This is a genomic window from Chromobacterium sp. INPA-IVC (assembly GCF_059047085.1).
In genome coordinates this window covers 267372-279608 of sequence record NZ_JBTNLS010000002.1, presented here as the reverse complement: position 1 = coordinate 279608, position 12237 = coordinate 267372, and the positions used below count along the sequence as shown (strand labels likewise).

Annotated in this window: 12 protein-coding genes and 1 pseudogene; 8 read left to right on the top strand and 5 right to left on the bottom strand. The window is 67.2% G+C overall.

What is annotated here, in order from left to right:
- Positions 1 to 57: 57 nt before the first annotated feature.
- The 3 genes from ACX17K_RS04140 (at position 58) to ACX17K_RS04130 (ending at position 3403) form a co-directional block, all read left to right on the top strand.
- Positions 58 to 660: a TetR/AcrR family transcriptional regulator gene (locus ACX17K_RS04140; RefSeq protein ID WP_347751708.1), complete on the top strand. Its 603-nt coding sequence runs from the start codon at positions 58 to 60 to the stop codon at positions 658 to 660.
- A 73-nt stretch (positions 661 to 733) separates the two neighbouring features.
- Positions 734 to 1243: a DinB family protein gene (locus tag ACX17K_RS04135; RefSeq protein ID WP_493773812.1), complete on the top strand. Its 510-nt coding sequence runs from the start codon at positions 734 to 736 to the stop codon at positions 1241 to 1243.
- A gap of 225 nt (positions 1244 to 1468) precedes the next feature.
- Positions 1469 to 3403 (top strand): methyl-accepting chemotaxis protein, encoded by a 1935-nt coding sequence (locus ACX17K_RS04130; RefSeq protein WP_493773811.1) that lies wholly within the window; start codon positions 1469 to 1471, stop codon positions 3401 to 3403.
- Between the two features lie 391 nt (positions 3404 to 3794).
- Here ACX17K_RS04130 and ACX17K_RS04125 read toward each other — a convergent pair whose 3' ends face one another.
- Positions 3795 to 4700, bottom strand: coding sequence for a LysR family transcriptional regulator (locus tag ACX17K_RS04125; RefSeq protein WP_493773810.1), 906 nt, complete (start codon positions 4698 to 4700; stop codon positions 3795 to 3797).
- Positions 4701 to 4814: 114 nt separating this feature from the next.
- On the opposite strand from ACX17K_RS04125, the gene ACX17K_RS04120 reads away from it, so the two are divergent.
- Together ACX17K_RS04120 and ACX17K_RS04115 are read left to right on the top strand one after the other, a co-directional pair.
- Positions 4815 to 6236 (top strand): MFS transporter, encoded by a 1422-nt coding sequence (locus ACX17K_RS04120; protein ID WP_493773809.1) that lies wholly within the window; start codon positions 4815 to 4817, stop codon positions 6234 to 6236.
- Positions 6233 to 6649, top strand: a complete 417-nt coding sequence (locus tag ACX17K_RS04115) for a hypothetical protein (RefSeq protein WP_493773808.1) — start codon at positions 6233 to 6235, stop codon at positions 6647 to 6649. Before ACX17K_RS04120 ends, ACX17K_RS04115 begins: the two co-directional genes overlap by 4 nt.
- Before the next feature lie 7 nt (positions 6650 to 6656).
- Here the strand turns inward: ACX17K_RS04115 and ACX17K_RS04110 are convergent, their stop codons facing one another.
- Positions 6657 to 7295: an NAD(P)-dependent oxidoreductase gene (locus ACX17K_RS04110; protein WP_115617601.1), complete on the bottom strand. Its 639-nt coding sequence runs from the start codon at positions 7293 to 7295 to the stop codon at positions 6657 to 6659.
- 133 nt (positions 7296 to 7428) lie between these two features.
- Here ACX17K_RS04110 and ACX17K_RS04105 point away from each other — a divergent pair, with 133 nt between their 5' ends.
- Positions 7429 to 8346, top strand: a complete 918-nt coding sequence (locus ACX17K_RS04105; protein ID WP_493773807.1) for a LysR family transcriptional regulator — start codon at positions 7429 to 7431, stop codon at positions 8344 to 8346.
- On the opposite strand, the gene ACX17K_RS04100 is transcribed toward ACX17K_RS04105, so the two are convergent.
- Positions 8307 to 9263, bottom strand: coding sequence for a LysR family transcriptional regulator (locus ACX17K_RS04100; RefSeq protein WP_493773806.1), 957 nt, complete (start codon positions 9261 to 9263; stop codon positions 8307 to 8309). The two genes, ACX17K_RS04105 and ACX17K_RS04100, sit on opposite strands and share 40 nt — an antisense overlap.
- 218 nt (positions 9264 to 9481) lie before the next feature.
- Positions 9482 to 10861, bottom strand: coding sequence for an MFS transporter (locus ACX17K_RS04095; protein WP_493773805.1), 1380 nt, complete (start codon positions 10859 to 10861; stop codon positions 9482 to 9484).
- An 83-nt stretch (positions 10862 to 10944) separates the two neighbouring features.
- Here ACX17K_RS04095 and ACX17K_RS04090 point away from each other — a divergent pair.
- Together ACX17K_RS04090 and ACX17K_RS04085 are read left to right on the top strand one after the other, a co-directional pair.
- Positions 10945 to 11154, top strand: a pseudogene (locus ACX17K_RS04090) (LysR family transcriptional regulator); the annotation flags it as partial.
- Between the two features lie 105 nt (positions 11155 to 11259).
- Complete coding sequence (locus tag ACX17K_RS04085; RefSeq protein ID WP_493773999.1) at positions 11260 to 11853, top strand: LysR substrate-binding domain-containing protein; 594 nt, start codon at positions 11260 to 11262, stop codon at positions 11851 to 11853.
- Between the two features lie 60 nt (positions 11854 to 11913).
- Here the strand turns inward: ACX17K_RS04085 and ACX17K_RS04080 are convergent, their stop codons facing one another.
- On the bottom strand, positions 11914 to 12222 hold the full coding sequence (locus ACX17K_RS04080) for a RebB family R body protein (protein ID WP_166439625.1): 309 nt from the start codon (positions 12220 to 12222) through the stop codon (positions 11914 to 11916).
- Between the last annotated feature and the right edge of the window lie 15 nt (positions 12223 to 12237).

Genomic DNA, 12237 nt, shown 5'->3' with positions numbered 1-12237 from the left:
GAGCGAGATTTCTTGTCAAGAAAAATTGAACCGTACGGTTCAGTTTTAAGGATGGATATGCGCACAAAAAGCGAAAACAAGCGCCAGGGCTTGGTGGCGGCAGCGACCGAAGTCTTCGTCGAACGCGGCTACGAGGCGGCGTCGATGTCCGAGATATCGGCCCGGGCCGGCGGCTCCAAGGCCACGCTGTACAATTATTTTCCGTCCAAGGAAGCCTTGTTCCTGGACGTGATGCGCTCGCTGACGGCGGAGCTGTCGTCGGCCTATGTCAAGCTGCAGCCGGGCGGCGATCTGGAGGAGATGCTGCGTACTTTCGGCATCGCCTTTCTCGACAGCCTGTTCAGCCCCGAGCTGCGCGCGCTGCACGCGATCGTGATGGGCAGCGGTAGCCGCAGCGAGGTGGGGCGGCTGTTTTATGAGAACGGGCCGAAGACCGGCTGGACCCGGCTGTCGGAATTCATGGCCGCGGAGATGAAGGCCGGCCGGCTGCGCGAGGTGTCGCCATGGACCGCCGCCATGCATTTCCATGGCCTGCTGCAGTCGGAATGCCAGGCGGCGATGATGACCGGCCTGATCGACGAACTGGCGCCGGCGTCGGAGCGGCCGGGCAGGGTGGCGGACGCGGTCAGGGTGTTCCTGGCGGCCTATGGCGTGAAATGACATCGGGAAGTCTGCTGTGAGACAATGGGAAACTTGTCCCACGCAGGCGCCGTCCGGCGCGAAAGGCCGCAAGATGAGTCTTCCCGATCTGTTCCCCTCGCTGTTCCGCTACAAGGCCTGGGCCGATGAAGAGCTGTACGCGCTGACGGCCCAGCTGGATGGCGAAGCCCATCCGGACAAGCGCCATCTCGTCGTCCGCATCCTCAACCACATCCATGTGGTGGATCGCATCTTCGCCGGCAATCTGACCGGCCGGCCGCACGGCTACGCCGGCACCAATACGCCGGACACGCCGGAGCTGGCCGACCTGCTGGCCGCGGCGCGCGAAACCGACGCCTGGTACATCGGCTATGCCAGCGGCCTGAGCGATGCCGAACTTGCCGAGAGCGTCGATTTCGCCTTCACCGACGGCGGCCATGGCCGGATGAGCCGGGCCGAGATGCTGATGCAGGTGATCACCCACGGCGGCTATCACCGCGGCGCGGCGGGGCGCGTGCTGGCCGAATGCGGCCTGCAGCCGCCGCGCGACCTCTACACCCGTTTTCTGCACGACAGCCAGCCGGCGCGTCGGCAGCCAGGCTGAGCTGTGGCAATTACTCCACATGAAGATGTGTTGCTGAAAATATTCTTCATGGCGAAAACATAAGGGCTTGTTACAATTGCCGCCGCCATTACGGCGGCATGCTTTTCAGATAGAGACGGAATCCGCTCCGGCTCGCGTTGCCGCCGTCTGGCGGGCGCAGCGTGCGCGGATATGCGGTCCGGCGGCGCCGGACATTTTTCGTCTCTTCCTGGAAAGCCAGCAAGCATGTTCAAGAACTGGTCGGTCAAACAGAAAATCCTGGTCAGCGTCGCGCTGATCCTGCTCATCGCGCTGGCCATCGCCGGCACGGTGTCCACCCGCATGTTCCAGTCGGCGCTGACCGAGCGCCTGGAGCAGCATGAACTGAAGGCGACGGTGGAGGGCATACGCAACGAGCTGGACGCCTCCATCGCGCTGCCCTTGAGCCAGACCCGCCAGCTGGCCGCCAATACCTATCTGCTGGACTGGACCGCAGCCGGCGAGCCCGAGTCCGGCGTCGGCCCCTGGCAGCGCTACGCCAAGGCGCTGATGCAGACCTCCGGCGCGTCCATCATCTCCTGGACCTCCGAAGCCACGCTCAACATCTACATTGATCACACTACCGTCAAGGCCGATCCCAAGGGCAACGACAAGTGGCTGGCCGACTTCCTGGCCTCCGGCCGCGACAGCCAGTTCACGCTGGGTTCGGAAACCGGCAAGCAGCAGGTGATGATGTTCGTCAACGTGCTGGCCAACAAGGGCCAGGCCGGCCACCGCGCGGTGGCGGCGCTGGGCTTCGACGTCACCCAGATGGCCGAGCGCGTGCGCAAGATGGCGGTGGGCGAGCGCGGCCAGGTCTACGTGGTGGACGCCTCCGGCCAAGTGCGGCTGCACCGCGATCCGGCGGCGATGCAGAAGAAAACCCTGCTGGCCGACCTGCCCGGCCTGTCGGCGATCGCGCCGCAGCTGCTGAACAAATCCGGCTTCAACCTGGCGCATTTCGACGGTCCCAACGGCCCGACCATCGCCGCTTCCAGCTATATGCCCAACGCCGACTGGTTCGTGGTGGTGGAGATGGACGCCAATGAGGTGTACGGCGCGGTGACGCGCACCATCTGGTGGGTGGCGGCGATTGACGCGGTGGTGCTGCTGCTGTCGCTGCTGGTGATCTGGCAGGTGTCCGGCTTCATCAGCCGGCCGCTGGTGCAGCTGCGCGACGCGATGCGCGCGCTCAGCTCCGGCCATGGCGACCTGACCATGCGGCTGCCGGCCGACAGCCGCGACGAAACCGGCCAGGTGGCGGCGGCGTTCAACCAGTTCATGGAGCAGCTGCGCGCCATGTTCCAGCAGGTGCGCGAACAAAGCGGCCAGCTGCACCGCAGCGCCGGCGAGCTGGCGCGGATGACCGAGCGCCTGTCGGCCGGTTCGCGCCACAACGCCGACCTCAGCGAAACCACGGCGGCCACCATCGAGCAGCTGTCGGTCAGCGTCAGCCACATCGCCGGCAACTGCCATGGCACCGCCGAGGCGGTGCAGCAGGCCGGCGCGCTGTCGTCGCAGAGCGCGGAGGCGGTGGGCAAGGTCAGCGTCGAGATCGGCTCGGTCGCATCGTCGATGGACGAGGTGAAGACGGTGATGGAGGAGCTGGAGCGCCGCTCGGCCCAGGTGGGCAGCATCGCCGGCGTGATCAAGGACATCGCCGACCAGACCAATCTGTTGGCGCTGAACGCGGCGATCGAGGCGGCGCGCGCCGGCGAGCAGGGCCGCGGCTTCGCCGTGGTGGCGGACGAGGTGAGGAAGCTCGCCGAGCGCACCAGCCAGGCCACGGTGGAGATCGACGACATGGTCGGCGGCATGCAGCAGGGCTCGGGCCAGGCGCGCGAGCGCGTGGCGAAGACCTACGGCGCGGTGCAGGACGGCGTGGAGCTGGCCGAGGAGGCGCAGCGCCAGATCGCCGAAATCCAGTCCAGCATGCAGCTGGTGGTGCGCCAGGCGGCCGAGATCCGCGATGCCGCCAGCGAGCAGTCCAAGGCCACCGAGGACATGGCGCGCACCGCCGAGCAGATGTCGTCGCAGGCGTTGCAGTCGGATGCCGAGATCGGCCGCGCCGGCCAGGTGGTGGCCGACCTGGAGCGCTTGTCGCAGTCGCTGGAGGGCGTGGTGTCGCGCTTCAAGCTATAAGAATCTGCTAACGATCTTCTGCCCGTTTTTTAGGCTTGGCTGGTTAGAAACCGCGTATCCGATGCGCCACCAGTCCCTTCAAGCCTGTCGCCGGGTGGCAGGCCCGAGGTTTTAAGCGGCTGTTTGTTTGAGCCCCGCGACGTTAGCGCGCATGGCTGAGAGAATCTGGAAGATTCGCACGCAGAGAGTTCAGCCGCGCCTCGGGCCTGACGGGACCCGGCGGGTAGCCGAAGGCCAGGCTTCAAGGGTGGCTTTTAGGGGTGGAGGGGATATTTGGCCAAGCAAATATCCCCTCTCTGCTCGCCGGGCAGCCCTGGCTATGAAAATCATCATCCGCGTAGCGGATTCATAACCATGAAGATCGTAGACAGGTTGTAGGAGGGGGGAAGGTTCAGCTCTCCCTTTGCCGCGCCGCGAGGTAGTCGGCGAAAAAATCGATGAAGGCGCGCACTTTTTCCGGTAGGTGGCGGGTGTCCGGGTAGACTGCGTACACCCCTTGGCGCGGAAATTTCCAATCCGGCAGCAAGCTCTCCAGCGCGCCGGCGGCGACATCGTCTTTTACCTGCCAGTCCGGCAGCAGCGCCACGCCGCAGCCCTGGCGCGCGAAGTCCAGCAAGGCGCCCGAGGTGTCGGCGACGATGCGCGGCGCGTCGCCGGCGTCCAGCATCGCCTCGCCATTTTTTCCCGCCAGCTTCCAGCGCAACGGCGCCGCCAGCCGGCTGTGCGCCAGCCAGTCGGCGCGGGAGAGGTCGTCCACGCTTTCCACTTGCTTTCCCGGCTGCGCCAGATAGCCGGGCGACGCCACCGGCCAGATGTCGAATTCCTCCAGCAGCCGCGCGCGGTAGCTGGAGTCGCTCAGCGAGCCCAGCCGGATAGCCACGTCCACTTGTTGAGAAATCAGGTCGGCATGCCGCGACGACGACTCCAGCCGCACCGCCAGCCGTGGATGCAGCCGGGAGAAGGCCGCCAGCGCCGGTATCACCCGCCGGCGGCCGTATTCCGGCGTGGTGCTCACGCTCAGCGTGCCCTGCAGGCCGCCGTGGCCGCGGCGCGCGTCGTCCATCGCCGATTGCGCCATGCGCAGCACGTGGAGGCAGTCCTGGTAGAAGCGCCTGCCGGTTTCGGTCAGCTGCAGCCGGCGGGTGCTGCGGGTCAGCAGCGCCACGCCCAGCTCCGCCTCCAGCTGTTTCAGGTTGAAGCTGATCACCGCCTTGCTGTGGCCCAGCGCCTCGGCGGCGGCGGTCAGCGAGCCGCTTTCCACGATGGCGGCGAAGATGCGGAAGCGTTGCAGGCTCATGTCCGAGTGGGCTTTATTGTCAAAATGATTTTGACAGTTTAATCGATTGTCGGTGGTTTTTCCGGTGATCGGGCGAGACTAAGCTGGCCTCCGTCAAGCAAGGAGGTTGGATGCATGGAGTATCGCAAACGCGTGGCCGCGGTGTACCTGTTGGGGTTTTTCATCGATCTGGCCAATCTTTTCGTCGGCAATGTCGCCTTTCCCGACATCGCCCTCACCTTTCATCGCGATGTGGCGGAGCTGGCCTGGGTGGGCACCGCCTACATCCTGGGGCTGACCGCGGTGATCCCGCTGGGCAACTGGCTGGCGGCGCGCTGGGGCGGCAAGCGGGTGTTCATCGCCTCGCTGCTGCTGTTCATGGCGGGCTCGGCCGGCGCGGCGCAGGCCGGCTCGCTCGGCGCGCTGATCGCCTGGCGCGCGCTGCAAGGCCTGGGCGGCGGCTTGCTGATTCCGTTGGGCCAGACCATGACCTATCGCTTGTACCGGCCGGCGGAGCGGCCCGGCCTGACCGCGATGATTTTGCTGGTGGGCCAGCTGGCGCCGGCCCTGTCGCCGACGCTGGGCGGGCTGGCGCTGGACGCGTTGGGCTGGCGCTGGATTTTCTGGCTCAACCTGCCGCTGGCCGCCGTGCCGCTGGTTCTGGCGCTGCGCTGGCTGCGGGACGAGCGCGAGCCGGAGCCGGCCGCCGGCCTGGACTGGCTCGGCCTGCTGCTGGGCAGCCTGGCCTTGCTGTCTGTCTTGCAGGGGCTGAGCGATCTGGCTCAGCCGTCCACCTGGGGGCGCGGCGGCGCGCTGCTGGCGGCGGGCCTGGCGCTGGGCGCGGCTTACGCGCGGCACAGCCGCCGGCATCCGCGGCCGATCCTGCGGCTGGAATTGCTGCGCGATCCGCTGCTGCGGATGTCGATGCTGATGTATCTGCTGGTGCCGGGCGCTTTCATGGGCGTCAGCCTGGTGGCGATGCTGTATCTGCAGCAGGTGCTGGGCGTGTCGGCTTCCGCGGCCGGGTTGTTGATGCTGCCGTGGTCGCTGGGCGCGTTCGCCGCGATCGCGCTGACCGGGCGCGGCTACCGCCGCCTGGGGCCGAGGCCGCTGCTGATGGCCGGCGCGCTGGCGCAGGGCATCGGCTTTCTGAGCTTGCTGGCGATAGACCGCTCCGGGCAACTGCCCTGGCTGGCCGGCAGCTACGCGTTGATGGGCCTGGGCGGCACCTTGTGCAGCAGCGCCAGCCAGAGCACGGCCTTCCTGAGGGTGGCGCCGGCGCGGATGGGCGAGGCCAGCGCCTTGTGGAACATCAATCGCCAGGTGAGCTTCTGCGTCGGCATGGCGTTGGCTTGCGTGCTGCTGAATCTGCTGCTTTCCGGGCAGGGCATCGCCGATCCGGCGGCGCCCGCGGCGAGAGAGTTGGCGGCGCGGGCCTTCCATCTGTGTTTTCTGGCCGCCGCCTTGGCCATGTTGCCGCCCTTGTGGCTGGGCAGCCGGATAGGCAATGCGGAGGTATTGCGTTTATTGAATCGTCCTCAAACGGGAGAAGCATGATGAGAAATGATGAATTGGCGGTATGGGCGCAGGTTCGCGGCACTTTGGCGCAGATCGCGGGCTGGCTGGGCGACGGGCCGCATGGCGAGGAGGCGCTGGCGGAATTGATGGCGGGTTTCGACGCCGGCTTCGCCATGGTGGCGCCAAGCGGCGCGCGGCTGGACTGGCAGGGGCTGCGGGCCTTCTTCCAGGGCGCGGCAGGCAGCCGGCCGGGACTGGAAATCGCGCTGGAGCGGATGACGCTGCTGATGGGAGATGGAGACGCCGCGACGGTGGCCTACTACGAAACGCAGACCTTGGGCGACGGCAGCGGCAACGGCCGCCACGCGACGGCCGTGCTGTTCCGGGACGGCGCCAACTGGCGCTGGCGCCATCTGCAGGAAACCGGGGAGGCTGTCTGGCCTCCCCGTTGATGGGCGATCAGTAGCCGACGGTGAAGCGGCTGCGCTGATGCTCGCCTTTTTCCAGCTCGTCGATCATGGCGACGGCGTAGTCCTCCACCGAGATGTGGCTGTTGCCTTCGGCGTCGACCAGCAGCTGGTCCTTGCCCAGGCGGAACTGGCCGGTGCGTTGGCCCGGCTGCAGCATCGCCGACGGGCTCAGCAGCGTCCAGTTCAGCTCGGTCTCGGCGCGCAGCAGGTTCAGCGCTTCGCGGGCGCCCAGCGCCGAGGCCTTCCATTGTTCCGGGAATTCCGGAGTGTCCACCAGCTGCACGCCGGGGGCCACTTCCAGGCTGCCGGCGCCGCCGACCACCAACAGGCGCGGAGCCTGGGCGGCCTTGGCCGCGGCGATGATGGAGCGGATGCCCTTGACGAAGTAGTCGAGCTGTTCGGCCTGGGCGTGGCCGCTGAAGGCGCTGAGCACGGCGTCGAAGCCTTTCAGTTGTTCGGCTAGCTGGGCGCTGTCCTGCACGTCGACTTTGGCGGCGGCCAGGTTGGCTTGCGCTTCGATGCGTTCCGGGCGGGAAACCAGCGCGGTGACGTGGTGGCCGCGGGACAGGGCTTCTTTCAACAGGGCGGAACCGACATAGCCGCTGGCGCCGATCAGTGCGATTTTCATGGTGAGACTCCTAGTTTGATATCGGATTGAGGCGCCGCGTCGCAGCGCTGATGGAATGCATCATGCGCTTTTCGATTGATTCGATAAACGGCTGAAACCATAATTGATTGTTATTGAAAAATTGACAGTTGATATGGCGAGAGGCGTAGAGGGCAATCTGGAAGGGCTGCAGATTTTCGTGGCGGTGGCGGAGGCTGGCGGCTTCACCGCCGCTGCGGAGCGGCTGGGGATGACCAAGGCCAACGTCAGCCTGCAGGTGGGTAGGCTGGAGGCGCAGCTGGGCGCGACGCTGTTCACCCGCACCACGCGGCGGGTGAAGCTGACCGAGGCCGGCCAGGCCTTGTACCTGGACGCGCAGCCGGCGCTGGCCGCCTTGCGCGACGCGTTGCTGCAGGCCGGCCACGGCGCGGCGGAGTTGTCCGGCACGCTGCGGCTGACCGCGCCGGTCAGCCATATGGCGGAATCGGTGGCGCCGGCGGCCACCCAGTTCATCCGCCAGCACCCCGGCTTGCAGCTGGAGCTGCACGCGATCGACCGCATGGTGGACCTGGTGGCCGAGGGCATGGATCTGGCCATCCGCCTGGGCACGCTGCGCGACTCCTCGCTCAGGGCGCTGAAGCTGGGGGAGTTCGCCCAGCAGCTGGTGGCGTCGCCGGCTTATCTGCGCGATCGGGGCATGCCGGCGCATCCCGGCGAGCTGGCCGGGCACGACTGGGTGGCGCTGACGCTGCTGAAGACGCCGCTGACCTGGCGCTTCGCCGGCAAGGGAGGAGAGGAGGAGATGGTGAGGATGCGCGCGCGGATCAAGGTGGATTCCGCCGCCTCGCTGCGTTCGCTGCTGCTGGCCGGGGCGGGGATGTCGGTGCTGGATTCGTTCAGCGTGCAGGAGGATCTGCGCCAGGGCCGGCTGGTCCATCTGCTGCCGCAATGGACCTTGCCCAAGGGCGGCGTCTACGCGGTGTTTCCGCCGGGCCGCCACGCGCCGGCGGCGGCGCGTGCCTTCGTCGAGTTCTACCGGGTGCTGCTGGCGCGGCCGTCGCTGCCTATTTGAGCGCGGTTTTCCGGCAGAGCCGCCGCCACTCTCGGGAGGACGAAATCGATGAAGGCCTGGTATTTGCGAGCCAGCGGCGAGCGGAACGGGTGGACCAGATAAATCGGCCAATAATCGCAAAGCCATTCCGGCAGCACTCTGACGAGTTCGCCGCGTTCTAGATATTGGCTCGCCGTGTAGTCGGTCAGCAGGGTGATGCCATGGCCGGCCAGCGCCAGATGCGTTTGCAGAGGGTAGTGGTTCAGGTAAAACAGCACACCTGCGGACTGATGCAGCAGTTGCTCGCCGCATGAGAGCTTGAGGCCGCTCTGATGCTCCGACTCCGTCACCAGCAGCCGATGGGCTGCCAGATCCGAGGGTTGCCGTATGGCCGGATGGCGCGCCAGATAGGCGGGGGACGCATACAGATTCTCGCTGGCGTATCCGGCTAGCCGCGCCACCAGCCGGTCATCATGAATGGTATGGGAACGCGCCGAACGCAGGCAGAAATCCAGCACGTCCGCCACCGGGTCCTGCAGCCGGTTGTCCACTTGCAGAGACAGCTGCAGCGCCGGGTGGAGCGTGGCCAGGTCTCCCAGTATCGGGCCCAACACGTATTGGGCCAGCGACGAGGTGGTGCTGATCGTCAACGGGCCGGCCATGTCTTGCTGGGTCTCGTCCACCGCCATCCGCGCCTGGGCCATCGTCTCCCTTAACCTGGCCGCGTGCGGCCGCAGCCGCTCGCCGGCCTCGGTCAGCGCCATCTTGCGGGTGGTGCGCAACACCAGCGCCGCGCCCATTTCCCGCTCCAGCTCTTTGACCCGCGCGCTGACCAGGCTTTTATGGCAATCCAGCAGATCGGCGGCGGCGGTGAAGCTGCCGGCGCGCGCCAGCGCGTCGAAGGCCAGCAAGTTGTCTGGCGACGGCATTGTTTTCATATCAGGACAATCTTTCCGAAATGGCGTGTTTATTCGCAAGAATTCGAGAACTATCCTAACACGCATACCAACGGCATTTCGAAAGCGAGCCGCATGATGCGTTATCTGTACCGTTTATATCCGTGGCTGTTCCAACGCGAGATTGCCTTGCGCTGCCGTTTCAGCCGGCGCCGGCATTGGGAGGCGGAGGCGAGGCGCGTGATGTTTTGACATCGCGGTCAGCGTGTCGCTGCGAGCGGCGATGCCTCCCGTTCCGCGGCGGGAATCCGGCTGGCCGCCCAGGCCGCGCCCAGCGTCGCCAGCGCGGCGAGCGCGAGCCCTATCGGCAGCGCCTGGCGCGGGTCGGCGCTGTGGCCCACCACCAGCGCCGCGCCGGCGGTGCCGACCAGCGCGCCGGTCTGGCGGATGGCGTTCAGCACGGCGGATGCGGTGCCGGATAGATGTGGCGGCGCGCTTTCCAGCACGGTGGCGGTCATCGGCGCGATGGCGAGCGCGGTGCCCAGCGCCAGCGGCAGCATGGCCAGCAGCGGCCAGGCCAGCGCGTGGCCGTCGGCGAGGGCCAGCAGCAGATAGCCGGCGGAGGAAAGCAGCAGGCCGCCGCGCATTTGGCGACGGGCCCCTAGCCTCGGCAACAGGCGTCCGGCGGCGATGTTGCCGGCGATCAGGCAGGCGGCCAGCGGCAGCATGGCCAGGCCGGCATGCAGCGCATCCAGGCCCAGCCCTTGCTGCAGATAGAGGCTGAGCAACAGCAGGCTGCCGAAATAGGCGACGCCGATGGCGAAGCCCACCCAGTTGGCGGCGGCGAAGGCCGGATGGCGGAACACCGCCGGCGGCACCATCGCCTGCGGGTTGGCGCTCTCCAGCCGCCAGAACAGCCGGGCGCCGGCGGCGACGGCCAGCAACAGGGCGAACAGGACCGGCGCCGGCAGGCGCGGTCCCTCGATCAGCGCGTAGCTGGCCAGCGACAGCGTCAGCATGCCGGCGGCCTGGCCCGGCAGGTCCGCGCCGCAGGACGGCGACGCTTCCCGGAACGGCACTACGAAGGGGATGGCCAGCAAGGCGGCGAGGCCGATGGGCACATTGATCAGGAAGGCGCCGCGCCAGCCCAGCGGCCCCAGCAGCAGGCCGCCCAGCACCGGACCCGCCGCCGCCGCGCTGGCGGACAGGCCGCCGTACAGGCCGACTGCGCGCGCGCGTTCGGCAGGATGCGGGAAGGCGTGGCGCAGCAGGCCGAGCGAGCTGGGGATGAACAGCGCGGCGGCCATGCCTTGCAGCAGCCGGAAGAGAATCAGCGTTTGCGCGCCGGGCGCCAGTCCGCACAGCAGCGAGGCTAGCACGAACAGGGCCAACCCCCAGGCCAGCATCCGCCTGGGGCCGAAGTGGTCGGCCAGCCAGCCGGCGCTGAGCATCAGGCCGGCGAAGCCCAGCGCGTAGGCGTCCACGATCCAGGTGAGCTGGCTGAGGCTGGCGTCCAGGCTGCGTTGCAGCGCGGGCAGCGCCAGGTTGACGATATTGGTGTCCAGCACCGCCATGAACATGCCGGCGCTGAGCGCCAGCAGGGTGGGCAGGCCGGTCCGGGCAGGCTTGGAGTCAGGCATGGATGGATTGTCCGTAAAGAATCATGTCGGCCATGCTAAGCAATAATGTGATGCGAAAAAATAGACAAATATGATTAATCGTGATGCAATTTCGCATCTATTCAATCGTAGGCAGGCGCAGCATGAACTGGGACAACGCCCGTTTCTTTCTCACCCTCGCCCGCGCGGGCACGCTGCGCGCCGCCGCGCAGCAGCTGGGCGTGGACCAGGCCACGGTGGGCCGGCGCCTGCAGGCTTTCGAGGCCGAGATCGGCGGCCGGCTGTTTTTGCGCACGCCGCAGGGCTACCAGCTGAGCGAGTCCGGCGCGATGCTGCTGGCCGACGCCGAGCGGATGGAAGCCGCCGCCGATGCCTTCAGCCGCAAGGCCGCGCACAGCGACCGCCAGTTGGCCGGGCCGGTGCGCATCGCCGCCACCGACACCGTGGCCGAGGCCTTCGTCATCCCGGCGCTGGCCGAGCTGTCGCGGCGGCATCCTGAGCTGGAGTTCACGCTGCTGACCGGCTTGTCGCTCAGCGACGTGGCGGCCGGCGAGGTGGATTTCGCCATTCGCAGCCTGCGGCCGGACAAGGGCGAGGTGCTGGTGCGCAAGTTGGCCGCCATCGACATGAGCCTGTACGCGTCGCCGGACTATCTGGCGCGGCGCGGGCGGCCGCTGCCCGGCGACGGCTTCGCCGGCCACGAGCTGCTGATGTTCCCGCGCGACACCGTGCCGCGCCACTGGCAGCGGCTGTGCGGCGAAAGCGTGGACCAGGCCCGCATCGCGCTGCAGGCCAATTCGCAGCTGACCCTGCGACAGGCCGCGCTGGCCGGCATGGGCATCGCCATGCTGTCCTGCTTCATCGCCGATCAGGACGCCGGGCTGGAGCGGGTGTGGCCGAGTCGGGTAGATCCGGTGGACATGTGGCTGGTGCTGCATCCGGACCTGCAACAGGTGGCGCGGGTGAGGGCGGCGGTGGAGGCGATTGCGGCGGTGTTTGATGCGGGGGGATGATAAAAAAGACGCCCCGTTGCCGGGGCGATGGAGGCTGTAAGAAACAGTCGGGGAAGGGGGTTAACGCTGGAAGCTTTGCAGCACGGCCAGCAGACTGGTCAGGTTGTCGGCGATGCCGCCCTGGCCGATCTTTTCCGAGCCGGCGGCGGCGGCCATGGTGTTCATGCTGTAGATCTGCAGGATGCCCTGGTTGGCCGCCGCTTGCGCCAGCGTGTTTTGTTGTTGTTGGGCCGCCACCGCGTTCTGGAACAGAATGCCGGTGGAGTGGGCCATGGTCTGGTAGATGGAACCCATCGCCATGGCCGGCGCTTCGCCCAGCACTTTCACGTTGGATTGGGTGACGGCGTCGGTGATTTGGTCTAATGCCATTGCACAGCTCCTGGT